General features: G+C 58.4%; 19 protein-coding genes. 13 read left to right on the top strand and 6 right to left on the bottom strand.

The genetic code is table 11. The features are described 5' to 3' along the window. Positions 1-81 precede the first annotated feature (81 nt). Complete coding sequence (locus tag V1T76_RS11325) at positions 82-1296, top strand: hypothetical protein (protein WP_330560762.1); 1215 nt, start codon at positions 82-84, stop codon at positions 1294-1296. 4 nt (positions 1297-1300) lie between these two features. Further along, on the top strand, positions 1301-2248 hold the full coding sequence (locus V1T76_RS11320; RefSeq protein ID WP_330560761.1) for a hypothetical protein: 948 nt from the start codon (positions 1301-1303) through the stop codon (positions 2246-2248). Positions 2249-2288: 40 nt separating this feature from the next. On the opposite strand, the gene V1T76_RS11315 is transcribed toward V1T76_RS11320, so the two are convergent. Next, positions 2289-2750 carry an Lrp/AsnC family transcriptional regulator gene (locus V1T76_RS11315; RefSeq protein ID WP_330560760.1) on the bottom strand — a complete coding sequence of 154 codons (462 nt, stop codon included), beginning with the start codon at positions 2748-2750 and terminating at the stop codon, positions 2289-2291. Positions 2751-2851: 101 nt separating this feature from the next. Here V1T76_RS11315 and V1T76_RS11310 point away from each other — a divergent pair, with 101 nt between their 5' ends. Together V1T76_RS11310 and V1T76_RS11305 are read left to right on the top strand one after the other, a co-directional pair. Further along, positions 2852-4321, top strand: coding sequence for an aminotransferase class V-fold PLP-dependent enzyme (locus tag V1T76_RS11310; RefSeq protein ID WP_330560759.1), 1470 nt, complete (start codon positions 2852-2854; stop codon positions 4319-4321). Positions 4322-4337: 16 nt separating this feature from the next. After that, positions 4338-5126, top strand: a complete 789-nt coding sequence (locus tag V1T76_RS11305) for a class II glutamine amidotransferase (RefSeq protein ID WP_330560758.1) — start codon at positions 4338-4340, stop codon at positions 5124-5126. 93 nt (positions 5127-5219) lie between these two features. On the opposite strand, the gene V1T76_RS11300 is transcribed toward V1T76_RS11305, so the two are convergent. The 4 genes from V1T76_RS11300 to V1T76_RS11285 all read right to left on the bottom strand — a co-directional run bounded on the left by V1T76_RS11300 (position 5220) and on the right by V1T76_RS11285 (position 7706). Next, a complete protein-coding gene (locus tag V1T76_RS11300; RefSeq protein ID WP_330560757.1) occupies positions 5220-5591 on the bottom strand; it encodes an STAS/SEC14 domain-containing protein in 372 nt (123 codons plus the stop codon). A gap of 136 nt (positions 5592-5727) precedes the next feature. After that, a complete protein-coding gene (locus V1T76_RS11295) occupies positions 5728-6348 on the bottom strand; it encodes an HD domain-containing protein (protein WP_330560756.1) in 621 nt (206 codons plus the stop codon). A 74-nt stretch (positions 6349-6422) separates the two neighbouring features. Next, the gene (locus V1T76_RS11290; protein ID WP_330560755.1) at positions 6423-6992 is read right to left on the bottom strand and encodes a helix-turn-helix domain-containing protein; all 570 of its coding nucleotides are present in this window, start codon (positions 6990-6992) and stop codon (positions 6423-6425) included. An 87-nt stretch (positions 6993-7079) separates the two neighbouring features. Further along, positions 7080-7706: a DapH/DapD/GlmU-related protein gene (locus V1T76_RS11285; RefSeq protein ID WP_330560754.1), complete on the bottom strand. Its 627-nt coding sequence runs from the start codon at positions 7704-7706 to the stop codon at positions 7080-7082. A 399-nt stretch (positions 7707-8105) separates the two neighbouring features. Between V1T76_RS11285 and phnC the strand changes: the two genes are divergently transcribed. The 5 genes from phnC to V1T76_RS11260 all read left to right on the top strand — a co-directional run bounded on the left by phnC (position 8106) and on the right by V1T76_RS11260 (position 13615). Continuing rightward, positions 8106-8939 (top strand): phosphonate ABC transporter ATP-binding protein, encoded by an 834-nt coding sequence (gene phnC / locus V1T76_RS11280; RefSeq protein ID WP_330560753.1) that lies wholly within the window; start codon positions 8106-8108, stop codon positions 8937-8939. 58 nt (positions 8940-8997) lie between these two features. Then, entirely contained in the window at positions 8998-9912 is a 915-nt protein-coding gene (gene phnD / locus V1T76_RS11275) for a phosphonate ABC transporter substrate-binding protein (RefSeq protein WP_330560752.1), read from the top strand. 163 nt (positions 9913-10075) lie between these two features. Then, the gene (phnE, locus tag V1T76_RS11270) at positions 10076-10924 is read left to right on the top strand and encodes a phosphonate ABC transporter, permease protein PhnE (protein WP_330560751.1); all 849 of its coding nucleotides are present in this window, start codon (positions 10076-10078) and stop codon (positions 10922-10924) included. An 11-nt stretch (positions 10925-10935) separates the two neighbouring features. Then, positions 10936-12270, top strand: coding sequence for a phosphonate ABC transporter, permease protein PhnE (gene phnE / locus V1T76_RS11265; protein WP_330560750.1), 1335 nt, complete (start codon positions 10936-10938; stop codon positions 12268-12270). A gap of 157 nt (positions 12271-12427) precedes the next feature. Continuing rightward, complete coding sequence (locus tag V1T76_RS11260; protein ID WP_330560749.1) at positions 12428-13615, top strand: lytic murein transglycosylase; 1188 nt, start codon at positions 12428-12430, stop codon at positions 13613-13615. A 53-nt stretch (positions 13616-13668) separates the two neighbouring features. Here the strand turns inward: V1T76_RS11260 and V1T76_RS11255 are convergent, their stop codons facing one another. Then, positions 13669-15324, bottom strand: coding sequence for a diguanylate cyclase domain-containing protein (locus V1T76_RS11255; RefSeq protein WP_330560748.1), 1656 nt, complete (start codon positions 15322-15324; stop codon positions 13669-13671). A gap of 141 nt (positions 15325-15465) precedes the next feature. Here V1T76_RS11255 and parA point away from each other — a divergent pair, with 141 nt between their 5' ends. From parA to V1T76_RS11235, 4 genes are all read left to right on the top strand, one after another. Further along, positions 15466-16107, top strand: a complete 642-nt coding sequence (parA, locus tag V1T76_RS11250) for a ParA family partition ATPase (protein ID WP_330560747.1) — start codon at positions 15466-15468, stop codon at positions 16105-16107. A gap of 310 nt (positions 16108-16417) precedes the next feature. Then, positions 16418-21964, top strand: a complete 5547-nt coding sequence (locus tag V1T76_RS11245) for an alpha-2-macroglobulin family protein (RefSeq protein WP_330560746.1) — start codon at positions 16418-16420, stop codon at positions 21962-21964. Between the two features lie 39 nt (positions 21965-22003). Next, on the top strand, positions 22004-24106 hold the full coding sequence (gene pbpC, locus V1T76_RS11240) for a penicillin-binding protein 1C (RefSeq protein ID WP_330560745.1): 2103 nt from the start codon (positions 22004-22006) through the stop codon (positions 24104-24106). A gap of 813 nt (positions 24107-24919) precedes the next feature. Beyond that, positions 24920-26080: a porin gene (locus tag V1T76_RS11235; RefSeq protein WP_330560744.1), complete on the top strand. Its 1161-nt coding sequence runs from the start codon at positions 24920-24922 to the stop codon at positions 26078-26080. Positions 26081-26091: the final 11 nt, after the last annotated feature.

The following is a 26091-nucleotide window of genomic DNA, read 5'->3' as shown; positions in this document are numbered from 1 at the left end:
TATCTTTGCGGAAAATCGATTGCAATTATTTGGATTAACTATCTAAGATAGGGATATCTGAATTGTGCGATTGTGTTGGTTATGAACAAGTCAATTTATCACGAAGTTTTATTTGAAGTCATGAGCAGAGTTCTTTCTGAAGAAATGGATGCTGTTAGTGATGAGTCTTTGGAAGCAATAGCAATATTGGAAGACCAAACTCGTCAGCTTTGTGAGCTCGCCCAAATTTCTGAGAGGGAAATTTACACCTCGATTGATGTACCTGTAGGATATCTTGTAAAGGAAATCGACGTTTGGCGAGTAGTCATACCTTGGCCTTTAGTAGAGTCATTTCCTGACGATGAGACGCTTTTGGAATTTTGCAACTTCGCGGAATTGACCAAAATTGGTATCGAGAGCAGTATTTGTCTTTCCGGCACTTCAGTTCGAACCTCTGAAGTACCAGAGATTGGGGACGTGGATATTGCTGAGTACGTTTTCGATGATCGTACTATGATACCTGAGGCATTTAAGAATAAGATTTTTGCGGAGTATGATGGACTTATTCCTATCGAGTTGAAGCAGTTTTCGGATCGTCGGCCGCCTTATATTGACCTAATAGATGTGTGTAATGGGGAGCGCGATCAAAAATTGGCAGAACACGAAAGCTTCTTTAGTGAGCTGTCTGGATGCCGATCAAAAATTGACTTTATAGGTTTTTCAGAAAAATATGGACCGATCCCAATCACCAACATGATCCTGCCTTCTCAAACCGGCCTGAGAAAGGCTGGGCTCGCTCTGGAGAGCTTTTCTTTTCAGGAAGCGGTAATTTTTGAAAAGGCCAGTTTGAATGGAAAGGTTTGGCCTCTTTTGGACATGCGTGAGTTGTTCGCTTATTTTGTGTTCTTGATAAAAGAATGCAAAAGACAGCTCGAAGCCAAACCAGTTAAGGCTCTCAAAAGAGCAAGCTCGCTAGCGCGGTTTTTATACCTTTATGACTATGACGATGGGTTCTCCGACCTCCTGTCGTCGGAGTATGTGAAATCTGAAGCCGTAAAAAGCCGATGTGACGAGGTTTCGAGAATGGTCAGTGGGTTCTCAGAAGAAAGTGCGCAATCACAAAAGGTTAAGAGCGCTTTACGAAGAATTAAATTGAAAGAAGACACAATCGGGCTAAATCAAAGCCCAGAGAATGTGTTTCGAGACCGATGTTATGAACTTGTTGAGGGCCTAGTGAATGAGGTTACGTCGAGTTTAAACAGGTACGACAAGCGCTTAGGTCGAGAAATAGATAAATACCTGGCTAGCTCCGGATAGAAAAATGACAGAGCCTTCGCAGTCAACGTCAGAAATTGACGATGTAATCGACGAAGCAATCGATCAAATTGAGGTGCCACCAGCAATGGTTCCCCGCGCCAAGGAAAATTTGTTGGCCTTGGCATTTGAGAGGGGCGTAGATGCCGTGCGCCAAAAAACAGAAGCGGCTAAACTTCGCAAAGAGCGAGCCGCCGCATGGCTATTGAAGCAAAGAAATGAGCGACTAACTGACCAAGCGGTCGTAGAGGATGAAAATAAAGACGTTGAGATACAACTATGGAAAGCAATAGAAAATATTGCCAAAAGGAAGCAAGTTCATAGTAACTGGGCTAAGCATTTCTTAGTTGCTATTCATGAGGCGACTCGGGCTGATGCTACGGTTCAGATTAATAATCCTGATAAAGCTGAATTAGTTTCTAGCTGTGTTTATAGCGCGACTGGATCAGATGATCTCAATGATGAGCCCGCTGTAATACAAGGGTCCGTGTTTTCAGAGGCAGGGAATTTACTATCCGCCTGCGCCATGGTGACACGCAGCCGCACGACTATGGAGCAAAGCCTGATCTGTTACCGAAGGTCAGTAGACGCATTCTCTAAAGTTGAAGATCCTTATGTCAGCCTTCTTGTTAACGCTGTGCAGCTTAACAGAGGGAGTGCGTTTGAACGATGGGGCTGGCTAATTGCTGAAAAATTCCATTTTTTCAGAGAAGATATTCGGTCAGTACAGAACTGCTTGGCTGGCGTGGGTGATGAAACATTGAGCAGATTCGAGGATTTCGATGTAAATATCGGAGGGATTTTGGGAAGTCTGAAAGTCCTTGAGGAGTTTGATGATAGTTTTCAACCTCGAATTGAGGGTAAAAACTCGAGGAAACCTCCTTTGGGTATTAAAATTAATAATAATATGCTTGGCGGATTTTTTCGTAATTCCGAGATTGATAAGTTTTTCTGAAGTAAGTTTAAATTGCATAACTCAATTTGAGAAAAATTAGCTAAATCGGAAGATCGCGGGCATCCGCGATCGATTCCATGGTCATGTAGGACGTGACCGTGTCCAGGTCGACCTTCTCGATCAGGCGCTGATACACCCGGTCGAAGGCATTCATGTCTTCGGCCACCACTTTCAGCATGTAGTCGTAGTCGCCGGCAATCCGGTAGAAATCGATCACGTTCGCAATGGCCACGACTTCACTGCGGAACGTTTCCAGCCACTCCTTGGAGTGGTGCCGGGTCCGGATCATCACGAAGACGGTAAGGTTCAGTCCAAGCCGGGCCGGATCCAGGCGAATCGTGTGCCCTTCGATCAAGCCGCTGTCATAGAGCGTTTTCAACCGGCGCCAGCAAGCGTTCTGGGAAAGGCCAACCTTGTCTGCAAGGTCTCTTTGCGACAGGCGGGCATCCCGTTGAAGGGCGCGCAACAGCGCACGGTCAATATGATCGAATTTTTTCTCCATATTAGATCAAATGACACAAAATTAGAAACGGGACAATTGAAATAGGTGAAGAAATCTCACTAAAAGTGGTCGTATGATCCGGAAAAGTCGTTTCGGAGCATATGATGACCCAAAAAACTGGTACGGCACTCGATCATTTCATCGATGATCTGAAAGCCCCGGACCTTATCTCCCGCCTTCGGGCGGGATTGATCGGCGAGGGAGCATCCATTTCCGGACCGTTCGGTGAACGGGAACTCATCTATGCCGACTACGTTGCCTCCGGACGGGCCCTGCGCCAGATCGAGGAATTCGTTCTGGGAGAAATCCTGCCGGTCTACGCGAACAGCCACACGGAAGCGTCCTACTGCGGCAGCGCCATGACGCGGATGCGCGAGGCGGCGCGGTCTGAAATCGCACGAATCTGCGGGGCTGACGAAGGCTACGCGACGGTCTTCTGCGGCTCTGGCGCCACCGCAGGGCTCAACCGGCTGGTGCATCTTCTTGGCGTTTCCGCTGCTGCTGAGCGCGGTGAAGAGCCGCTCGTTGTCATCGGACCCTACGAGCATCATTCAGACATTCTTCCCTGGCGGGAAAGCGGAGCCGAGGTCATCGAGATTGACGAAGCAGAGACGGGAGGTCCCGATCTTGCCGAACTGGAAGAGGTGCTGCGCAATGCAGGCTCCGGCCGCCTCATTGTTGGGGCGTTTTCGATGATGTCCAACGTCACCGGCATCGTTACCGACGACGAAGCGGTTACGCGTCTCTTGAAGCGCTACGGCGCTCTCAGCGTCTGGGACTGCGCCGGCTCGGGTCCTTACCTGCCGATCGACATGAAAGCCGGGACGGATGCTCAGAAGGACGCTGTCGTCGTCTCACCGCATAAGTTCATCGGCGGGCCTGCCGCCTCCGGTGTCATGATCGTGCGCAAGGCGGCCGTCAGCAAGGCGACCCCGGTCTTTCCGGGGGGCGGTACCGTTCGTTTCGTCTCACCCTGGGCTCACGACTACTCCGGCAATCTTGCGGCCCGCGAGGAAGCCGGGACGCCGAACGTCATTGGTGACATCCGCGCAGCCCTGGCCTTTCTGGTCAAGGAAGCCATCGGACAACGGTTGATGGATGAGCGGAATGCCGCCTGGCGGGCCAGGGCTCTGGCCGTCTGGCGCGACAATCCGGCGATTGAAATTCTCGGCAACGACAAGGCTCGCAATGTGCTGCCGGTGTTCTCGTTTCGGGTACGGGATCTGGAGCGCGGGGGCTATGTCCACCAGCAGCTTGTCACCCGCATGCTGTCGGACCTTTATGGCATCCAGGCCCGTGGCGGTTGCGCCTGCGCGGGGCCTTACGCCCACCGGCTGCTGGATATCGGTCCGGAACAGTCCGAAGCGCTGCGGTCCGGTATTCTTTCCGGTGAAGAACTGAAGAAACCCGGCTGGACACGGCTCAATTTTTCGGTGCTCATGACAGTAGACAAGGCGGACAGGATCATTGCTGCCGTCGAAGATCTGGCGTTGCATCCCTATCCGGCCGCGGACCGTTACGCGTGCGACCAAGCCACGGCCCGGTTCAAGGCGATGCAAGACGCCGCTTGAAGGACACCAAGTCGACATGTGCCGCTGGGCTGCCTGGAGCGGAGCTCCGAAGTATCTGGAAGAAGTCATCTGCGATCCCGCGCATTCGCTGATTGACCAGAGCCGTAACGCACTTTCCTGCAAGACATCCGTCAACGCCGACGGGTTCGGCGTCGCCTGGTATGGCGACCGGGAAACGCCCTGCGTCTACAAGGACGTGCGGCCGGCCTGGTCGGATCCGAATCTGTTGCAGATTGCCAAACACATACGCTCGCGCCACTTTCTGGCCCACGTGCGCGCGTCCACGGGAACAGCGACAACGCGGGACAATTGCCACCCGTTCACGTTTCAGCGCTGGACCTTCATGCACAACGGCCAGGTCGGCGGCTACGACAAGGTGCGCCGCCGTCTCGACAACATGATCCCGGACGACCTCTACCGCGACCGCATCGGCGGCACCGACAGCGAAAGCCTGTTTCTGGTCGCGCTCGCCTACGGCCTCAATCAGCACCCGCGGGCGGCCATGGCCAGAGCGGTGTTCGAGGCCGAGGCTCTTTCCAAATACGCCGGTACGACGCCGCATATGCGTTTTGCCGCCGGCTGGTCGGATGGGGAGACGCTCTATGCCGCCCGCTACGCGTCGGACAACTTCGCGCCGACGCTCTATTACCGCGTCTATGACGACGGCGTGATGGTGGTCTCAGAACCACTGGACGAAGCCCGCGGCTGCTGGATGGAGGTCCCTCAGGGCCAGATGATCGAGGTGAGGGAAGGTCAGGTGAAACAGGTCGCCTTCCTGAGCGAAGAGCAGCTCGTCGATGCCTGATCGCGCTAATCATCGCAGAAGCCTGATCTGATCGGCTCCAGGGGCGGGGCAGTCGGGAAAGCGATAGTGGCCGGAGCTATTTGCCGTAAGGCTTCAGGCCGGACTTTCGACCCAGTGCCAGGCAATGTCGATTTCGTCCCGGTCGAAGTGTTTTTCCTGAATACCGAGCATCTTTGCGAATGTCGCGTCAATCGCAACAAGGGCGGCCAGCAACTTGCTGTCCGTCACGATGGCGATCTTGTTGAGGTGCTGCATGTTGGCCAGCACCCATCTGATGTCCTCCTTCGCAGCCTCGAAGGACACGCCGACATGATCGCCCATAACGACCAGCACGCTGATCTTGCCCTGTTCCTCGATCAGTTCTTCGGCCTTGGCGATCAGGCTCTTTTCCTGATCAACATCGACTTTTCCGGAAATTTCAACCCCGAGAACGGCACCCTGGCTGCGGGGCAGGATAGTGTACATGCTGCTTCCTCCGGCAGTGTGTGACTGGCACATCGGCAAGCGTAAACCCAATCGCGGCAAATAAGAACCTGCCTGTTCCTGTCGGAAGATTGTTCGGTAAGCAGCGAGGTTGTCCAAGCCGGAAATGAAGGGACGTTCAGGCGCTTTCCCGGCCCGCATCCTCCATCAAGGCCCGGGTCAACCCATCGACCTTGGCCCGGATCTGGCGCGTAAGGGCGCTGCAATAGGTGCGATCAACGCCGTAGCCCAGGTTGAAAGCGTAAAAAGAGGACTCCTGCCGCGGCATAAGAACGTGCTGAAGCATGGTTTCCAGCTTGTCGAACGCCTTGGCAATTCGAGCCTCCGCCGTTTCTGCTGCTGCATATTCATCCCAAAGGGAAAGCAGCTCTTCAGCCATGTCTGCCGGCAGTGGGGCGCACAGGGTCAGAAAGTCCTGCCGTTCCCGTTCCTGCCGGTTGTCGCCGGGCGTCTGGAAGGGGGCGGGAACATCTCCCGAAATGGCTTCGCCGAGATCATGTACCAGTGTCAGCTTCAGGAGTTTGAGCAAGTCGATGTTCTTCAGCTCTTGTTCGAACAGAAGAACCATCAAGGCAAGCCGCCAGCTGTGTTCGGCTGTGCTTTCGGGGCGACCGCTGGCGGTCGTGCCCGAGCGAAGCGTGTCTTTAAGCTGCTCGGCAGATTGCAGAAACTCCAGCAGACCGGTCAGTCTGTCCGGCGAAATTTCCGGAAAATCGAGGGAAGGAGGGATGTTTGTCATGGTGGCCAGATTAGGACGGGCCACCGGGGCGGGCGATGTTTCGCATAATTTATGCGCCAGCAATACGCGCCGGCTTACCCGCCTGGCAGCTCCTCGCGGACAAGGCGGGCAAAACGTCCGTCGGACAGCGGCAGGCGCGATATCCGGATGGTGCTCTCCGGAATGGTCATTTCCGGAAAATCGACATGTTCCGTCCTGTAGACAATGTCCGGGGCGTCCGGCTCGAACCAGCCATAGTCAGCTAGCCGGTGCTCGGTTGCCCTTATGCCTTCGGACGCAAAGCGCCACAGGGGACGGTTGAGAAACTCGCTCACCGGGGCGCGCCATTCGCAGGCACGCGGGGCGGACATGGCCAGCAGTCTGTGTGTCAGGTCGCACACCAGATGCACGGGAACAGCGGACCGGGACACGAGATCGAGAAGGGCATTGTCTGCGGCGCTCTGCGGACGGGCGCGCAGCAAGCGGGTGATTTTCGCCCTGTCGTTGCCGCTCGGCTGCACTTTGCCGCTCTCCCAGCGCGAAATCCGCGTCTGCGAGACGCCGAGCTCGAGAGCCAGGGCTTCCTGTTTAACCCGGTTCAGCACGCGCCAGCGCCGGAGTGACGGGCCAAGACTGCTTTCAAGAACGGCGGTTTCTGTTCGCATGCGACAAGTGTAACGCGTTCCTGGCTCTTTGGGCAGCGGGAAACGGCGGCAGGGCCAAATGTGGCCGTGCCCCTTTCATTGGCAGGATTAGCTGTATTTCTCGATGAATTCGTCGATGGACAACTTGCGAAAGTCCGGAAGCCGCTGCTTCAGCTCGTCATGGTTCCAGTCCCACCAGGAAATATCGATCAGCGCCTGTTCCTGCTGTTTTGTGAAGCGCCGTTTGATTTCCCTGGCGGCCACACCACCGACAACAGTGTAGGGCGCGACGTCCTTGGAAACGACGGCCCCGGCAGCGACAATCGCCCCCGTGCCGATGGAGACGCCGGCAAGCACTGTCGCATTGTGGCCGATCCACACGTCATGGCCGATGGTCACCCAGTCGTCCTTGCGCCACTGGAAGAAGTCCGCGTCGTCGTCGCCAAGGTCATAGGCTGCCGCGCGATAGGTGAAATGGTGCTGGGAGGCGCGCCAGGTTGCGTGGTTGCCCGGGTTGATGCGCACACGTCGGGCGATGGAACAGAACTTGCCGATGGTCGACCAGACAACGTCACCTTCCTGTACGATATAGGAATAGTCCCCCATGCTGCTTTCGCGCATTTCTGTGCGTGCACCGACCTCGGTCCAGATACCAAGATCACAGTTCAGCACCCTGGCGTCCGGATGGATGTTCGGGGCTTCGCTCAAGGCGGGCTTTTGGGTCGGCGCGGACATGTGGGCTCCATCGATAGTGGTAAGGACAGCAGAGCCGCCTTTTAGCCGTGTCAGTGTCGCCCGTCATGACGCTTTGATGACGTTGAGGTGACTTCCTTGTCTTTTTTTGTGTGAGGCGCCGCAGGCGAAAACGGCCACGAGCGGGAGATTGCCGTCAATTTGAGCACGGATTTCTGAGCAGATTTTAACCAGGCAAACGGAATGACAATTGCACCCGGAAAGTGCTGAGAGACTTGCGGAATCTCTGCCTCCAACGGTCGGTCTGCCTGTTGCCTGGGCAGGGATGTCATTGATTTGTCATAAAATTTTAGGCTTCCCGTCAAAGGAGTGTCATTTTTCTGTAATCGTCCGGTGGCTCTTGTCGCGCAGCACAAAGAACACAACGGACAGGGCTGACGCGTGATTCAATTTCAGGAAGTCACCAAGACCTTCGGGTCTCGGACCGCGGTCAACAAAGTAACTTTTAATATCGAAAAACCGCAAATGGTCGGGATCATCGGCCGGTCCGGTGCCGGCAAGTCCACGCTGCTGCGCATGATCAACCGGCTGACGCCTGCAAGCTCCGGGCAGATCCTGTTTGAGGGCCGTGACATTCTCGGTCTGAAGGGCGGCATGATGCGCCGCTGGCAGCGCGATTGCGCGATGGTGTTCCAGCAGTTCAACCTGGTTCCGCGCCTGGATGTGGTGACCAACGTGATGCTGGGCCGTCTCAACGGTCACGGTACCTTGAAAAGCCTCTTCAACATCTTCAGCCAGGAAGACGTCAGTTCCGCGCTTGCTGCGCTCGACAGGCTGGGCATTGCCCAGGAAGCCACCAAACGGGCCGAGGAACTGTCCGGCGGTCAGCAGCAGCGCGTCGCCATTGCCCGCGCACTGATGCAGGACCCGCACATGATCCTGGCGGACGAGCCGATTGCTTCGCTTGATCCGATGAATGCCAAGATCGTCATGGATGCGCTGCGCGAAATTCATGAGCGCGACAACAAGATCGTCATCTGCAACCTGCACACGCTCGACACCGCCCGGACCTATTGCGACCGGGTGATTGGCATGCGCGACGGTTTCCTCGTGTTCGACGGGGCTCCGGAAGCACTGACCACGGCTGTCGCACGCGAAATCTACGGTGCCGATGAGAGTTTTAACGAGGCGGCAACGTCCACCGCCATCGATGCCGGCCAGTCCGGTTCCAGAGAATCCGCCGGTGCGATGACCCCGGCGGCAGCAGCGGTCTGATCCGCCTGCGCACCCGCTTAACGTCATCAATATTGAGAACTCTCGGGGAGTGTCCCAAATGAAACTCGTTGCTAAAGTTGCTGCGCTTGCTGCCGTCAGCATGATTGCCCTGAACGCTTCTGCTGCCGGTGCAGCGGAAATCACGGAATTCCGTATCGGCCTGCTCGGCGGCGAAAACGCTTCCGACCGTCTGCGTGCCAACGAATGCCTGCGTGAAAAGACCGAGGAACTGCTCGGCGTTCCCACAAAGCTGTTCGCTCCCGCTGACTATAATGGCGTTATCGAAGGCCTGCTGGGCGGCAACCTCGACATGGCGTGGCTGGGCGCTTCCGGCTATGCCAAAGTCTTCCTGACCGACCCGGAAGCCGTTGAGCCGGTTCTCGTCAAGGTCAACAACGATGGCAGCTACGGTTACTACTCCATCGGTTTTGCCCGCGTCGACAGCGAGATCAATTCCCTTGAAGACATGAAGGGCAAGACCTTTGGCTTCGGTGACCCGAACTCCACGTCCGGCTACCTGATCCCGTCCATCGAAATCCCGAAACTCGGCTACTCCATGAAGCCGGGCGAGTATTTTTCCGACGTCGTCTTCACTGGCGGTCACGAGCAGACCATCGTTGCCGTGTTCAACGGCGACATCGATGCCGGTGTGACCTGGGCTGACGGTCTCGGCGAATGGGAAGACGGCTACAACTCCGGTGCGCTGCGCAAGGCAACCGATGCCGGTCTGGTCGACATGACCGAGATCAAGGAAATCTGGCGTTCGCCGGTAATCCCGGAAGGCCCGGTTGTTCTGTCCAAGAAACTGCCGGACGACGTCAAGGCGAAGATGACCGAACTGATGGCCAACCTCGTCAAGGATGACCAGGAATGCGCTTATGGCGTCATGGCCGGTGAAGCACGCGGTTTCGAGCCGATCTCCCATGAAGCTTACGAGTCGATCGTCGCTGCCCGCAAGGCAAAGAGCGAGTAATCGTCGAATTCGAACTCTGCGCGGGCCGGTTTACGGCCCGCGTTTTGTCCTGAGGACCGGCAACGGACCTCAACACCGCCCGAAGGGCCTGGGCGCGGCAGGGTTTAGCCTGCACCGCCACCCCGCTCCGGTTGAAGCGAGCATCAAGTAAAGGTTCCAAACAATGGCTGTTGCCGCACTCGAGCAGGAAATCCTGTCCATGCGCAAACGCCGCCAGCTCTATTCGTTGATAGGGCTGTTGCTGGTCGTCGCGGTTCTGGTCTCCGGATATTCGAAATCCAATGCGATGAATTCCGGCGGGTTCATTCAGGGCCTGTCCAAGTTCTTCGACTATCCGGGCGAGATCGTCCTTGAAGCCATTGACGCCGGACCGGCGTTTTTCTCGCTGATACTGCAGTTCGTTCCGGCAATGCTGGAAACCTTGAACATTGCCGCGGTTGCGACCCTCCTGGGCGGCGCGATGGCGGTGGTGCTGGCCATGGCCTCTACACGCAATGTCGATAGCTGGGGACCGCTGATCCCGGTTGTCCGCCGCATCATGGACATCACGCGCGCCTTTCCCGAACTGATCATAGCCCTTTTCCTGATCTTCGTGCTCGGCTCCAGTCCGGTGCCGGCCATGATCGCAGTTGCCTTTCACACTGCCGGGGCGCTCGGCAAACTCTTTTCCGAAGTGAACGAGAACATCGACCGCAAGCCCATTGAGGGCCTGTCGGCGTGCGGGGCCAGTTGGCTGCAGCGCATCCGCTTTGCGGTGCTGCCGCAGGTCGCCCCGAACTATCTCAGCTACTTCCTGCTGCGCCTGGAAATCAATGTGCGGGCATCGGCCATTCTCGGCTTCGTCGGCGCCGGTGGTATCGGCCAGGAGCTGCGTCGCACCATCGGCTGGGGCAAGGGCGCAGGCGATGAAACCGCCGCGATCTTCGTCCTTCTGTTCATCACCATCATGGCCATCGACCAGCTTTCGTCTTATCTGCGCGGCAAGCTGGTTGGCTCCGGCCGGGCGCATTGAGGGGATTTCTCATGACCGTCGATACGCTCGAAACACCCGTCACCCAGGATCTGGTATGGAGCAAGGTCCGTCAGCGGGCGCTGATCACCGTGGCCGTACCGCTCGCGATCCTCACATACCTCATCTATACGTGGTTTGCTTTCGGCGTGCCAGAACTGCTCTCCCGCGCCCAGCCTGAGCGGGCCGTGATCCTGGCAACCGATTCCGTTGCCTACAAGGTGCACGTCACCAAGGATTTCCGGCGCAACGAGTTCGAAGTCGCAATCGAAGGCGAACGCACCGCCACCTATGACAATGCGAAAGTGCCCGAGTGGGTGCAGCTCAACGGCGAAAACGGTGTGGTCGACCTTGGCGACGGCTACCAGGTCGAGATCGACGGCAGGACGGCGGTTTTCACCATTCCCGGGTACGGGGTGGTGGAGGGCACCGCGACCGCCAAGGGCGTCGAAACGGTTCTGCCGGAAGGGCCGGCTCCCGACTGGATCAAGGTCGACCCGCGCAAGCTCGACGTTCGCCCGACGCTTGACCGGCGCCTGCAGATCACCAAGACGAAGATCGAGGTCCACAACTACTTCGGCGGCTGGGAAAACTTCTGGTTCCCGTTCCGCTCGCCGCTCCACGGCATGTCCTTCAGCCAGCTTTATGCGCTGGCGCTGAGTTCCGACCGCATGGACCCGGACACATCGAACCTGTGGTTCATTGTCAACGAGTTCCTGGAAAACCCCGACTGGCAGCACGGCAAGGTCTTCACCGCCCTGTTCGAGACCATCATGATGGCCGTGCTCGGAACACTCACGGCCGCGTTCTTCGGTCTGCCGCTGGCGTTCCTGGCGGCGCGCAATTTCACGCCGTCGAAGCTGCTTCGGTTCGGAACGCGCCGCCTGTTCGATTTCCTGCGCGGCATCGACATGTTGATCTGGTCGCTGATCTTCATTCGGGCCTTCGGCCTCGGACCGCTCACGGGGGCGCTGGCAATCGCCTTCACCGACACCGGTTCGCTCGGCAAGCTGTTTTCCGAAGCTCTTGAGAACATCGACAACAAGCAGGTTGAGGGCGTCAGGGCGACCGGTGCCAACCAAATCCAGCGGTATCGCTATGGAGTCATTCCGCAAATCCTGCCGGTTTTCGTCTCCCAGGTGCTTTACTACCTGGAATCCAACACCCGGTCGGCCACCGTTATCGGCGCGCTCGGGGCAGGGGGCATCGGTCTCCTGCTGGTGGAAACCATGAAGACCTCGCGTGATTGGGAAAACACCAGCTACATCATCATCCTCACCATCGTCGTGGTGATCCTGATGGACCAGACGTCCGGCTGGCTGCGCCGGAAGCTGATTGAAGGCAAATAAGAGCCTTCGAACCGGAAAAAGAGACGACCCGGCCTGGCAATAGGCCGGGTTTGTCTTGATAACTCCAGCTCCCCCCTTTTTGCCGCATTTATGTCGCGCTAGCGTGGCAGCGTTCGGAAACTGCTTCGAAGCTGCGGAGGGGCCTGTGCGTCAGGGCATGCGAAATCATCTTGTGAATGTTGCGTTTGGAACCGGTCTGTCGATGATGGCAATGACTGGATCGGCCTTTGCCATCGAAAGCTGCGTGGCCTCCCTGAAAAAGCAGGCGGTTGCCGCTGGTGTCCGTCCGGACATAGCCGAAAGCATGTTGTCGGGCGTAACCTTTGACGAGAAAGTCATCCGCTTCTCGACGTCCCAGCCCGAACACAAGACCGAAATCTGGGACTACATGGCCTTTCTGGTCGATACGCAGCGCATCCAGGACGGCAAGGCCAACCTGAAAAAGCACAACAGCACGCTTTCCTCCATCGAAAAGAGATACGGGGTCGACCGGCACGTGGTCCTGGCCGTCTGGGGCATCGAGAGCGATTACGGCAATTTCCGTGGCGACTTCTACACCCCGCATGCGCTCGCCAATCTGGTCTGCGCCGGCAAGCGTCGCCAGAAGTATTTCCAGGGCGAACTGATCAAGACCATGCAGATTGCCTCGCGCGGCGATGTTCCGGCCAAGGATTTTGTTGGTTCCTGGGCGGGTGCCTTCGGTCAGACCCAGTTCATGCCGAGCACCTACAACAGCCTTGCCGTCGACTTTGATGGCGATGGCCGCAAGGATCTGGTGAATTCGGTCCCCGATGCGCTGGCGTCAACAGCGAACTTCCTGAAAAACGCCGGCTGGAGCAACAGCCGGCCATGGGGGTACGAGGTCAAGGCACCCAAGAGCTACAGCGGCCCGTCGGGCCTGAAGAACTACTCGTCCCTGTCGACCTGGGCCAAACGGGGCTTCACCAAAATCGACGGTGGCGGCCTTTCCGGCAACCTGGACGCGGCCCTGATCCAGCCGGCAGGGGCGGGCGGTCCGTCCTTCCTGGTGACGCGCAACTTCCGGGCGCTTCGCTCCTATAATGCGTCGACCTCCTACGGACTGGCGATTGCCCTGTTGTCGGAGCTCGTTTCCGGGGGCGACCCGTTCAAGACCCCGTGGCCGACAGATAACCCGGGCCTTTCCCGTGCGCAGCGCGTGGAGTTGCAGAAGCTCCTCAACCGCAATGGCTTCAATGTCGGCGAGCCGGATGGAAAGGTCGGCCCGGCCACTCGTGAAGGCATCCGCAAGGCCGAGGCGCGCCACGGCCTTCCGGTGACGGGCCGTCCGTCCTGGAATGTCTATACGGCGCTTGGCGGAAAATAGCGGCAAGGTTTTCTTGCCCGCTCTTCTTGCCGGAAAAGGATTTGGTCATAGCTTCAGGACGCGTCGGCGCCCTGGGACAGGGAAACATCCAGGCTGGAATGGAGGCAGCTCCTGTTGCGGCCCGTTTTCTTTGCCTGATACATGGCTTCATCCGCGTTCCTGAGCAGCTCGTATTCCAAGTCAGGTCCGTTGGGCTGAACCGCGACGCCGACGCTCGCACCGACTGTCCTGTCGTTAGAGCCCTCGATCGGAATCGGCAGGTTGATTTCGTGGACGATCTGCTCGGCCAGGGCTGAAAGGCTTTCGGCACCAATGCGCCGCGTCGACAGGATAAGAAATTCGTCCCCGCCCATCCGCACAATCGTCTCGCCTTCTTGCAGCAGATCCGACAACCGGCCGGCTATCGCCTTGATAACCTGATCTCCGACCGAATGGCCGTAATGATCGTTGACGCTCTTGAACCGGTCGAGATCGATCAAGACGGCGGCGACCTTCACGCCCGGCGCCATGCCGGATCTGGTCGTTTCGAAGAATTTCGACATCATCCGGCGGTTGCCGATACCTGTCAGCGCATCATGCAGGGCATTGTACTCGATCCGGGCGTTGAGTTCCCGCAAGCTGGTGTTGGCCTCCTGTAATTCCGCATTCAGGGTTTCGGTTCTGGTGCGAAGCTCCCGCTCGTAATCGGCCTTGCTGTGCGCCAGCCGAAACTCCATGCGATTGCGAAAGTCGTTGCTCTGACGTTCCGTTTCCTCGGTAAACATCTTTTTCTGAAGGGTCACATAGGCCTTCAGATAGTCCAGCGCGCTGCGATGCTCTTCCAGAGCTTCATGGGTCTGTGAAAGCTTCAGGTAGAAGCTCCGCATCCAGTGGTTATAGTCGGCGCCCGCCGCATTCAGAAGACCGTTTTCCAGTTCCGCCCGTGCCTCGTCGAAGCGTTTTTCTTCAAAAAGGCTCAAACCCAGTACGTAATAGAGGTGGCAGGCGACCCGTTGGTCCTGGCTGAACTGAGACGCCGCAAGCCCCTTGGCGGCGCATCTGCGCGCTTCTTCCAGCGAACCTGCTTCCACCAGCGCAGCCCCCAGAACCTCGTAGGCGTAGGGAAGATTTACGGCGTTGCGATGCTCGAGCGCATCTGCCAGGCAGGCCTTCGCCGCGTCGACGGCAGCTTCAACGGTGCCGCAGCGCAATTCGGTTCGCGACAGGGTTTGCAGGATGTGAGAGCGTTCATAGACAAGGCCCAGCCGGTCGGCGATGGACATGGCTTCCTGCAGCTTGGACTGTGCCTTTTCATAGTCGTGATAATAGGCGCACATGTTGGCGAGCACGGTCAGCGGTTCGATGCCGGCAGGGCCATGGGCCCCGGCGCCCAGGATTTCGAGGCTTTCCCCCAGAATGGCATCGGCCTTGCTGAGTTCACCGAGGCTGTAGACGCAGACCGATTTGATCACCAGAAGTTCGGACCAGCCTTCCGGATCCTGCTTCGGATCCATCATCGAAAAGGCCTCGTCGGCAAGCTTTGCCGCCGCATCGAAATGACCGGACCAGCGCTCCAGCCAGGCAAGATTGAACTGAAGCGGCCGGTTACCGGGATCCGGTGTCGGGTCCTGTTGCAGGGCGTCATACAAAAGGCGCTTGCAGAACGCCGGATTACGCCATCTCAGGGCCCAGCTTCGCTCTTGCAGTTCCTTCAGGTGCGCCTCCCTCAACGGTAGCTTTCAAAAGACACCAAGTCTGATCATAGGCATATTTCCGTAAACGCGGCGGAAATTCATTTGGATAAGCCATAGATTTGTTGCGTTGCGAAAAACAACAGCGCAATATATTGGTGAAATTCTGGAGGTTTAGGCATGTCCGGACGGATATTGACTGTTGCACAGCAAAAAGGCGGGTCAGGGAAAACCACCCTCGCGGCCCATCTTGCCGTTGCGCTTGCCAGACAATCCGGCGAACCTGTGGCGATCCTCGACGTGGATCCGCAAGGCTCCCTGGGGACCTGGTTCGAGGCACGGGAAGACAGCCTTGGTGAAGACAACACCGGCCTTGAATTCCGGACAGCTTCCGGGTGGGGCGCACGGCGCGAGGCCCGTTCGCTCGCCAAGTCTCATGGCTATGTGGTGATCGATACACCACCCAAGACCGACAGCGATGCCAAGCCGGCCATCGACGCAGCGGACTTCGTGATTGTTCCGATCCAGCCGACACCTGTCGATCTATGGGCTACGTCGCAGACCATCGAGATGGCCGCTCGGGAAGATACCCCCGCCCTGCTGGTGCTGAATCGCGTGCCGCCCCGTGCGTCCCTGACAGGCGAAATGGCTGAGGCCATTGCAGCCTCCGGCTATGATGCACTCAATGCGCGCCTTGGCAACCGAACCTTATTTGCCTCCGCCATGGGCAAGGGTTACGCCGTGACCGAGGACGCACCGTCCAGCAAGGCTGCCCAGGAAGTTGCGTTGCTGATCGAGGAGCTTGTCGGCAGGATCGGCTAAGGTTTCAAGGTGTGGAAGCGCAGGAAATATAGCTCGTTTGAGGCTTTCATAACGCTTGGGAAGACCAATCCGGTCACATCTCAAAGACATGAAATTGGGGTCACCGCGTTTCCTCAGCATGCTTGACCGGGCATAAAGCCAGCACTGGGAAACCCGCCCGACGCGGTTCGTCATTTCTCATGCCATTTCGTTTTCATTTACGGGGTGACGCCCTAGCGTCAGCAGAGTTCACTCTAAAATCTTTTTTGCCTTGTCCTTGTCACGATCCGGTGCCTTGATAGGGGAAATTATCGGCCCCGGAGGATTGGCCATGTTCGTTTTTTCGATTGTTTCCCAAAGGCTTTCCATGAATTTCAAGCACCGCTTCAAGACGGCCGCGCAGACAACGCTCCTCGCTGTGGCAACCGCAGGCCTGGCCGGCATCATGGCCACATCCGCAGGGGCGCAGGACCGGCGAATAGTCACCATCGACGATGCCGATTTTTTCGGCGGTGACTATCGCACCGTGAAAGATGTCGATCTGGACGGCTGCAAGTCCGTCTGCCTGGGCGACTCGCAATGCCGCGCCTTCACCTTCAACACCTCTGCGGGCTGGTGTTTTCTGAAAACCGATTACGGCGAATTGCAGAGCTTTGCCGGTGCTGTCGCCGGTCGTGTCGTCGAGGTCAAAGCACCGCGCGCCGACCAGAGCGCGGATCGCAAGGCGGAACTGGTTTTTGTTCCCAAGTCTCAGTTGGAAAGCGCGCAGACCTATTCCCTCAGCATAGCAAATTCGGTACGTCCCAACGGCCAGACGGCAGATCAACTGCGCCGCAGCGGTCAGGACGCCCTCGGTGCGCGCAACGGTGCGCTTGCCGAAGCTGACTTCCTCCAACTGATCAAGCTGGAACCGGGCGAGTTCGATGCCTGGACCCAGCTCGCCACGGCCTTGATGCTGCAGGATCCTGATAGCTGGGAGGCAAGGGAAACCAAACGCAAGAACGCGGTTTCCGCCTCGATCAATGCCTATCTGCGCTCGGTGAGTGCACCGGAACGTGCCCTGGCGCTGGAAATGCTGGGCCGTTCGCTGATCCGCAGCAGCGAATACAAGACTGCGATCAAGGCTTTGCGGGCATCACTGGCGGCTGAGGAAAACTCCAGCGTCCGCCGTCAGTATGCGGATCTGGTGGCCGAACATGGCTTCCGGATCGTCGATCACGAAGTGGATTCCGACAGTGCGTCCCCGCGCATCTGTCTGGTCTTTTCGCAAAAACTGCCGCTCGGCCAGGACATGAGCCCTTATGTCAGCGTAAGCGGTGAGGGCACCTTTGCAATCGAATCGGAAGGCAACCAGATCTGTGCCGACGGGCTCAAGCACGGTGGCCGCTACCAGATTACAGCGCGCAGTGGCCTGCCGGCCGCCGATGGCGAGAAACTGGAAAAGACCGCCGACCTGACGGTCTATGTCAAGGACCGCGCGCCTTCTGTCAGCTTCTTGAGCCGCTCCTACGTCCTTCCCGCCGGTGGGGATCCCACCATTCCGATCGTTTCCGTAAACACCTCGGAAGTCGAAACCTCGATTTACCGCATCGGCAACCGTTCCATCGCCGACATCCTGCGCGACAACCGCTTCCTGCGGCAGCTCGACAGTTGGCGGGCGGATCAGATCGAGGACGAATTGGGCGAGAAGGTCTGGACCGGGATCGTGGAAACCGGCAACGACCTCAACCAGGACATAACCACCGCGATACCGATTTCCGAAACCGGTATTGAGCTGAAGCCGGGCGTCTACGCGATGACCGCGCGCTCCAAGCTGGATCAGCAGAACCGTTGGGGGACCCTTGCGACCCAATGGTTCCTTGTGTCGGATCTTGGCCTGACGGCCCTGTCGGGTGACAACGGCATTTCGGCCAACATTCGCTCTCTGACAAGCGCTGAAGCACTGGAAGGCGTGACCGTGCGCCTTTTGGCCGTCAACAACGACATTCTGGGTGAAACCGTCAGCAACGCGGAAGGTTTTGCGGATTTTGCCGTCGGTCTCACACGTGGCCGGGGTGGACAGGCACCTGGTATTCTGGTCGCGGAAACGCCCGAGGGCGACTATTCCTTCCTCGACCTGCGTAAGCCTGCGTTCGATCTGTCCGACCGCGGTGTCGAAGGCCGCGCTGCACCGGGCCCGCTCGACGTTTTTGCCTGGACGGATCGCGGTATCTACAAGGCCGGCGAAACCGTGCACGCACAGGCTCTGCTGCGCAACGCAAGTGCGACCGCACAGGAAGACTTTCCGCTCACCTTCATCTTCAACCGCCCCGACGGGGTTGAGCACGCCCGCTTTACCGTGAACGACGGCGGGCTCGGAAGTCACCTACAGGACGTGACGCTGACAGCCTCTGCGCAACAGGGGATCTGGTCCTGGCAGGTCTTTGCCGATCCGAAGGGCAGGGCACTCACCGAACAGACCTTCCTTGTGGAAGACTATCAGCCCGAGCGAGTCGATTTTGACCTGAAGACCGATGCGAAGGCCTTCAACCGCACCGGGCCGACAGCGGTTTCCCTGGATGCCAAATATCTCTACGGTTCACCGGCGAGCGGCCAGACACTGGAAGGCGATGTCATCGTACGGCCGATCCGCACACTTGAAGCCCATCCTGGCTACCAGTTCGGCATTGCCGATGCGGACGCTTATTCCCAGCGCGGGTCTCTGTCGTCCGGCCTGAAGACCGGCGACGACGGCAAGCTCACCTTTGATGTCTTCATGCCCGACCTTCCCGAGACGACCATGCTTTATACCGGTGAGCTGATTGCGCGCCTGGTGGAAGCCGGTGGCCGTTATGTGGAGCGGGATCTGGATCTGCCCGTCGCCATCGATGGACCGCGCATTGGCGTGAAGCCTGCCTTCGATGACGGTGGTGTCGACGAAGGCGGCCCCGCAGATTTCTCCGTGATCGTCATTGATGAGGACGGACAGGAGATGGATGCGGCCGATATCGGCTGGACCCTGTCAAAGGTCGACCGGCGGTATCAGTGGTACCGTTATGACGGCAACTGGTCCTATGAACCGATCACCACAACCCGCCGTGTCGCGACCGGCACCTTGCAGGTGACCGCCGGGCAGCCGGCACAGCTTTCCCTTCCGGTGGAATGGGGCGAGTACCGTCTCGATGTCGAGGGCAGCGGACCGCTGCAGACATCCACCCGCGTCACCTTCAACGCTGGCTGGTATTCCGCTGATGCATCGTCCGACACGCCTGATTATCTGGACGTAGGCCTCGACAAGACCAGCTACCGGCCGGGTGACACGGCTAAACTGCGCCTGAAGCCGCAGATGGCCGGGATTGCCGTGGTCAATGTTGTTTCCGGCGGTTTGCTGGCCAGCAAGACCGTCGAGGTGGCAGCCGAGGAAACCGAGGTCGAGATACCGGTCAGTGACGATTGGGGGGCCGGAGCCTACATCACGGCAAGCCTCTACCGCCCCATGGACCTTGACCAGAAGCGAATGCCATCGCGTGCGGTTGGCCTGTCCTGGTTGCAGGTCGATCCGGGTGACCGGGCGCTTGACGTGGAAATGTCGGCACCGAGCCGGATCCTGCCCGAAACGACACTGGACGTGCCGGTGAAACTTGCGAACCTGAAAGCAGGAGAGCAGGCCTATCTGACGGTTGCCGCCGTCGATGTCGGCATCCTGAACCTCACCGGATTCAAGACACCCGATCCGGAGAAATGGTACTTCGGCCAGCGCCGCCTTGGCACCGATTTCCGTGATCTCTATGGCCAGTTGATCGACCGAATGGCGGGAACGCGCGGGCGGGTCCGATCCGGAGGAGACGCCGCAGGCATGCGGCTCGATGCACCCCCACCAGACGAAGAACCGCTTGCCCTTTTCTCCGGACTGGTGACCGTTGGTGACAACGGCGAAGCGACGGTCTCCTTCGACATCCCGGCCTTCAATGGCGCGGTCAAACTGATGGCCGTTGCCTGGACAAAGGACGGTGTCGGTTCAGCCGATCAGGAAGTGGAAGTGCGTTCACCGGTCGTAATCACGGCAAGTGCGCCAGCCTTCCTGGCACCGGGCGACCAGTCACGCATCGCGCTGGAGATCGACAATGTCGATGGTCCTTCGGGCGCTTATACGCTCGACGTCTCTGTGGCGGATGGACTTCGCCTGGAAGGCGGCAGCACGGATCAGTCGCGCACGCTTGATCTGGAAAACGGCAAGAAACAGATGGTTCTTCTGGCTGTTTCAGCTGAAGACATGCTGACAAGGTCAGAGGTCGTGGCGTCTCTAACCGGGCCGCAGGGCGAAGTCTTCGTCAAGCGTTTCAACCTCGAGGTTGAAGATACCCAGCCCGAAGTCGTCCGTCAGTCCAGCTTCTCGCTGGCATCGGGCGACAGTCTCTCTCTGGATGCGGATACGTTCGACGGCCTGCGTGCAGACACGGTTGATATCACCCTGTCCGCGGGCGGCGCGGCAAGCATAGATGTCGCTGGCCTTCTGGCAGCACTTGACCGTTATCCCTATGGCTGCACCGAGCAGACGACCAGCCGTGCCCTGCCGCTGCTTTATCTCAGCGAAGTTGCGGAGGCTGCCGGTCTGGGCGGTGACAGCGCCATTCGGGAACGGGTGGTCAAGGCGATTGCCAGGATCCTGTCGAACCAGTCCTCTTCCGGTGATTTTGGTCTCTGGAACAGCTATGGCGGTGGCGACACCTGGCTGAACGCCTATGTCACCGACTTCCTGACGCGGGCTCGCGAGAAGGGCTATCTGGTGCCCGACCTTGCGTTCACCTCGGCGCTGGACAATCTGGAAAACAGATTGGCCTATTCGTCCGACTTCCAGGATGGCGGCGAAGATATCGCCTATGCACTTTACGTGCTGGCTCGCAACGGCCGCGCCTCGATGGGCGACCTTCGCTACTACCTGGATGCCAAGCTGCAGAACTTCGCAACACCGCTCGCCAAGGCACAGGTTGCCGCCGGGCTTGCCCTTTATGGCGAGCGTGAGCGGGCGGCAACCGGTTTCCGAGCGGCACTTGCCGCCTTGCCGAAGGAAGCTCCGCAGTATTACCGCGACGACTATGGCTCGATCCTGCGCGACAGCGCCGGCGTGACGGACTATGTCGTTTCGGCATCCATGGACGACAGTCTGAAGACAGAAGCCATCGACTTCCTCAAAACGGCCCAGGCCAACAAGCCATACCGGTCGACCCAGGACATGGCCTGGCTGCTTCTGGCTGCCAATGCGCTCAACGAATCCGCGCAGGACGCGAAGATTTCCGTTCGCGGTGAAGTGACACCGGGGCGTCTGGCGTGGTCGCTGGCTGGCAGTGAAGTCGCAGGATTCCCGGCGGAGGTGAAAAACAACGGTGAGGCTGCAACGGAGCTTCTCGTTTCCGTGGCCGGTCAGCCGCTGGTGCCTGAACCTGCCGGTGGCAAGGATTATGCCGTCGAGCGGACGGTCTACGACCTGGACGGCAACCCGATCGACCCAACCGCTGTTCCCGTCAACACGCGGCTTGCCGTGGTCGTGACCGTGCGGGCCCTGACGGATCATCCGGGCCGACTGATGGTGGTCGACCGCTTGCCTGCCGGTCTTGCGATCGACAATCCGCGACTGGTGCGATCCGGTGATCTCGGCGGCCTTTCGTTCCTGGATACGATCGATCAGCCCGAGCATTCGGCCTTCTACAAGGACCGTTTCGAAGTGGCTGTCGACCAGACCCGCTGGAGCAGCAAGGAACTGACCTTCGCCTATCTCGCCAGGGCGGCAACGCCGGGGGACTATACGCATCCGCCGGCATCGGTCGAGGACATGTATCGTCCGGATCGGCGCGCCATCACGGCAACCGGCAGGTTGGTCGTTCTCGGGCCGACGCGGTAAGGGCGGACGATGAAGACGTTGGCGCGGCGGGACTGGCAAATGACCCGGCGGTGGCTGGCCGCCACTGGTCTTGGCGCTGCCGCGCTGTCGCTCTGCCTGTTTGCAAAGGTGGGGCACGACTACGCGTCCTTGCCGGTTCCACCCCGTGTATCTGATCTGTCGTTGTCGGTCGTCGTTCTCGACCGGACCGACCGCCTTTTGCGTGCCTTCACCAGCCAGGACGACAAGTGGCGCTTGCCGGTGGAACTGGCCGAAATCGATCCGCTTTACTTTCGGATGCTGCTGGCGTTTGAGGACAAGCGTTTTTTCGACCATGGCGGGTTCGATCCGCAGGCATTGATTCGCTCGGCCCTGCAGAGCCTCAGGAACGGCCGTATCGTCTCAGGCGGTTCGACACTCACCATGCAGGTCGCGCGGTTGCTGGAAGAGCAGCCGACAAAGTCGCTTGAGCGCAAGTATGAGCAATTGCTTCGAGCCATTCAGCTTGAGGCGGCATTCTCGAAAGAAGACATCCTGCGGCTCTACGCACTGCGGGCTCCCTTCGGAGGCAATCTGGAAGGTGTGCGTGCGGCAAGCCTGACCTGGTTCGGCAAGGAGCCGAACCGTCTCACGCCTGCAGAAGCCGCGTTGCTGGTGGCGCTGCCGCAAAGTCCGGAGGCTCGGCGGCCAGACCGTTTTCCCGAGCGCGCTCGCGAAGCCCGAAACCGGGTGCTACACCGGGCAGCGGCCGCCGGCGTTCTAAGCAAGGAAGAGGCAGATTCGGCTGCGGCAGAGCCGGTCAGGTCCATGCGCTACGCAATGCCGTTCCTGGCACCGCATGAAAGCCGGCAGGCACGTGCCGATTCGCCTCAATCGCCCGTCCACCGGTTGACCATCGACCTTGAGCTTCAGCGCGCGCTCGAAGCGCTGGCCAGGCGCAAGAGCGAGACGATGCCTGCGCCCGTCTCTCTGGCAATTCTGGTGGCAGATCACCAGAGCGGAGAGATTCTGGCAAGTGTCGGTGCGCCGGACCTGCTCGACACGCGCCGCCAGGGCCATGTCGACATGACGCGTGCCACCCGTTCGCCGGGGTCAACACTCAAACCGTTCATCTACGGTCTTGCCTTTGAAGAAGGTGTCGGTCTGCCGGAAAGCTTCATTGAAGACCGGGCAACCAACATCGGCGGTTACCAGCCGACAAATTTCGACCAATCCTACCAGGGGACGGTCACCCTGCGCGAAGCGCTGCAGCTGTCTCTCAACACACCGGCCGTGAAATTGTTGGAAGCCGTCGGGCCCGCAAGGCTGATTGCGCGGTTGAAACGGGCCGGTGCCAATCCCGTCATGGAGAAAGGCATCGCCCCTGGCCTTGCCATCAGCCTTGGCGGTCTCGGCCTATCCCTTCGGGACTTGACCCAGGCCTACGCGGCAATGGCGCGTGGAGGAGAGCCGGTCGCTCTGTCGGTCTGCCGGGCGGACTGCGGAGGAGACAGGCCGCCGGTGTCCACGGCCCGCGTCCTGTCTGAAAAGGCCTCCTGGCTGGTCGGCGACATTCTGTCTGGATTGCCGCAGCCGCAAAGCGCCGAAACGCACCATGTTGCCTATAAGACCGGCACCGCCTATGGCTACCGGGATGCCTGGGCGGTTGGTTATGACGGACGTTATGTGGTGGCAATCTGGTCGGGACGGCCGGATGGCACGCCTGTTCCCGGGGCGACGGGAGCGTCTGTCGCCGTACCGATCCTCTTTGAGACATTTCAGATCCTGGGGCCGGACATGGTTCCGCTCCCCGATGGTCCGGCGGAAGCTATGGGTGTTGCCGGGCGGCAGGTTCCCGAACCGCTTCGCTTCGCCCGCTTGCCGCAAAACCGCGGCACCATGCGAACGGGCGACGCCTTGCAGATTTCCTACCCACCGGACGGTGCTGAACTCGATCTGGGATTCGCACGGGACAGCACCACGTCGAACCAGGCGTCGCAGCCTCTAGTGGTCAAGTTCAAGGGCGGCGCCGGACCTTTTTCCTTCCTGGTCAACGGCAAACCCCTTCACACCGGCCAGCGGGAGCGACAACTCGTCTGGCAGCCGGACACACCGGGCTTTGCCGATGTGACCGTGCTCGATGCCAATGGCAACAGTGCCGGAGTAACGGTTCTTCTGCGCTAGGGGGCAGGGGACATTGATCAAGCACCGCGGGTCGCCCAGATAATTGAAGTGGTGAAATGATGTCCGCCGAAGGTCATTGGGCGGCGGACAAACCGTTTCAGCAGGCACATTCGCCCGGTCCTGGATTTTCCGGCTTGGAGCGGCCGAATCCCTGCAACATGCCTTGTTTGACCCAATCACTGCGAATCTTTCCGATTCAGAATGTGCCGCAAAGTATGTGGAAGACGAGATTCGCCTTGTGTATTCGGGTTTCAGAGGATTTTCTCCACTCGTCTGAGTGGCGTTTCACATTCCTAAAGGGAAGCGTGTGAATTTCTTTGTTTTTTCTCGATTATTCCATTAACAAAGAATAAATAAAGAAAAAATGAAAAACATAATAGATATATTCACTCAAAAACTTGAAGTTTGTGACGATTTTTGTTTGTTGGTTATCTTAGATTTTGGATGTTTTCATTTGTTCTTTGTTGCCTTGTCCCGGAAAGGGCGCGAGGTCTGCCTCACGTGTTCGTGATTTTTGCAGGGTTTTGCTGGGGTGATTGTTTTCCTGTTCCCTTAGGGAATGGAAAATGGTTTGCAAAACAGCATGTTGCAGAAAAAACACACAGATACCTGACTGTGCTTACCCGAGGCAGTTTGGGCTTGCTGTGCCAGGTCGAGTTTGGTTCTTAGCCTCTGCGACGGCGAGTAATCGCCAGTAAAAACGGTTCTGTCTTTTCTGCTGAATTGTTTTTGTACGAAATCGCGGGGATGGAGCCCGCCGGTCCTTGAGGGTCAGGTTCGGTTCCAATGAAAATTGACTTTTGGAGGTCAGATATGAAACTCAAGAGCTTGATGCTCGGCGCTGCAGCTGCTGCTGCTGCCACCACCGCACAGGCAGCCGATCTTCCGGTTGCTCCGGAGCCGGTTGATTACGTTCGCGTCTGTGACGCTTACGGCGCACGCTTCTACTACATCCCGGGCACCGAAACCTGCCTCCGCGTTGGCGGCCGTGTTCGTACCCAGGTTGTCGTCAACAACACGCTGGACAACGGCGCATGGGGCAACCGTGACTCCGACGGCTACTCCTGGCTGTCTCGCGGTTACCTGTACCTGGACGCTCGCACCGCAACCGAATTCGGTACCCTGCGTGCATACGTCTCCATGTACTCCACCGTTACGAACGCTGTCGGCTCCTCAACGCTCGACAACGCTTACATCCAGTGGGGCGGCCTGACGGCTGGTCTTCTGACCTCGAACTTCGACATCTTTACCGGTCAGACGTTCATGGGTGTTGTTAGCCGTAACTGGTCCGATCAGACGGTCAACCAGATCGCTTACACCGCAGCTTTCGGCAACGGCTTCTCCGCTACGATCGCTCTGGAAGATCGTTCGCATCGTGAAGTTGGCACCTACGGCGGCACTCGTGCACCGGACCTGGTCGCTGCTCTCGGCGTTTCCCAGGGCTGGGGTTCTGCACAGCTGTCCGGTGCTCTGCATCAGGTTTACCCGGATCGTGCAAACGCACACCAGACCGGCGCAACCAACAACGGTGCTGACGATTCCCTCGGTTGGGCAATCGGCGGTGGCGTAGCCATCAACCTGCCGATGCTGAACTCCGGTTCCAACATCTTCTTCCAGGGCTTCTACGCAGACGGCGCTCTGTCCTACATCGGCGCAGGCAGCACCGTTGGCGGCGTAGCAGTCTCCGATTACGGCCCGACCAGCGGCACCTCCACCGGCTACTCCCTGTCGGCTGGTGCTTACATCCAGGCAACTTCCACGATCGGTCTGGCACTCGACGGTTCCTACATGGACATCGATCAGCCGAACGGCGCAACCGACCTGACCCGTTGGGCAATCGACGGTTCCGTACAGTGGGAGCCGGTCTCTGGCTTCGTAATGGGTGCTGACGTTGGTTACGCCAACACCGACCCGGACAACGCATCTGACGTTGACGAACTCCTCTTCGGTGTTCGTATGCAGCGCACTTTCTAATCATTTGATTA

Origin of the sequence: Roseibium sp. FZY0029, assembly GCF_036350355.1 — a bacterium.
In the GTDB taxonomy this organism is placed as follows: domain Bacteria; phylum Pseudomonadota; class Alphaproteobacteria; order Rhizobiales; family Stappiaceae; genus Roseibium.
The sequence above is the reverse complement of the archived record's forward strand: the minus strand, read 5'-3'. Positions and strand labels throughout refer to the sequence as shown.

What these genes read in the sequence shown, in the direction of transcription:
- V1T76_RS11260 (WP_330560749.1), top strand. Translation starts at nt 12,428, where the DNA reads ATGCGAAATCATCTTGTGAATGTTGCGTTTGGAACCGGTCTGTCGATG.
- V1T76_RS11320 (WP_330560761.1), top strand. Translation starts at nt 1,301, where the DNA reads ATGACAGAGCCTTCGCAGTCAACGTCAGAAATTGACGATGTAATCGAC.
- V1T76_RS11235 (WP_330560744.1), top strand. Translation starts at nt 24,920, where the DNA reads ATGAAACTCAAGAGCTTGATGCTCGGCGCTGCAGCTGCTGCTGCTGCC.
- phnD (WP_330560752.1), top strand. Translation starts at nt 8,998, where the DNA reads ATGAAACTCGTTGCTAAAGTTGCTGCGCTTGCTGCCGTCAGCATGATT.
- V1T76_RS11290 (WP_330560755.1), bottom strand. Translation starts at nt 6,992, where the DNA reads ATGCGAACAGAAACCGCCGTTCTTGAAAGCAGTCTTGGCCCGTCACTC.
- V1T76_RS11315 (WP_330560760.1), bottom strand. Translation starts at nt 2,750, where the DNA reads ATGGAGAAAAAATTCGATCATATTGACCGTGCGCTGTTGCGCGCCCTT.
- V1T76_RS11245 (WP_330560746.1), top strand. Translation starts at nt 16,418, where the DNA reads ATGTTCGTTTTTTCGATTGTTTCCCAAAGGCTTTCCATGAATTTCAAG.
- V1T76_RS11325 (WP_330560762.1), top strand. Translation starts at nt 82, where the DNA reads ATGAACAAGTCAATTTATCACGAAGTTTTATTTGAAGTCATGAGCAGA.
- V1T76_RS11300 (WP_330560757.1), bottom strand. Translation starts at nt 5,591, where the DNA reads ATGTACACTATCCTGCCCCGCAGCCAGGGTGCCGTTCTCGGGGTTGAA.
- pbpC (WP_330560745.1), top strand. Translation starts at nt 22,004, where the DNA reads ATGACCCGGCGGTGGCTGGCCGCCACTGGTCTTGGCGCTGCCGCGCTG.
- phnE (WP_330560750.1), top strand. Translation starts at nt 10,936, where the DNA reads ATGACCGTCGATACGCTCGAAACACCCGTCACCCAGGATCTGGTATGG.
- phnE (WP_330560751.1), top strand. Translation starts at nt 10,076, where the DNA reads ATGGCTGTTGCCGCACTCGAGCAGGAAATCCTGTCCATGCGCAAACGC.
- V1T76_RS11305 (WP_330560758.1), top strand. Translation starts at nt 4,338, where the DNA reads ATGTGCCGCTGGGCTGCCTGGAGCGGAGCTCCGAAGTATCTGGAAGAA.
- V1T76_RS11295 (WP_330560756.1), bottom strand. Translation starts at nt 6,348, where the DNA reads ATGACAAACATCCCTCCTTCCCTCGATTTTCCGGAAATTTCGCCGGAC.
- V1T76_RS11285 (WP_330560754.1), bottom strand. Translation starts at nt 7,706, where the DNA reads ATGTCCGCGCCGACCCAAAAGCCCGCCTTGAGCGAAGCCCCGAACATC.
- V1T76_RS11310 (WP_330560759.1), top strand. Translation starts at nt 2,852, where the DNA reads ATGATGACCCAAAAAACTGGTACGGCACTCGATCATTTCATCGATGAT.
- parA (WP_330560747.1), top strand. Translation starts at nt 15,466, where the DNA reads ATGTCCGGACGGATATTGACTGTTGCACAGCAAAAAGGCGGGTCAGGG.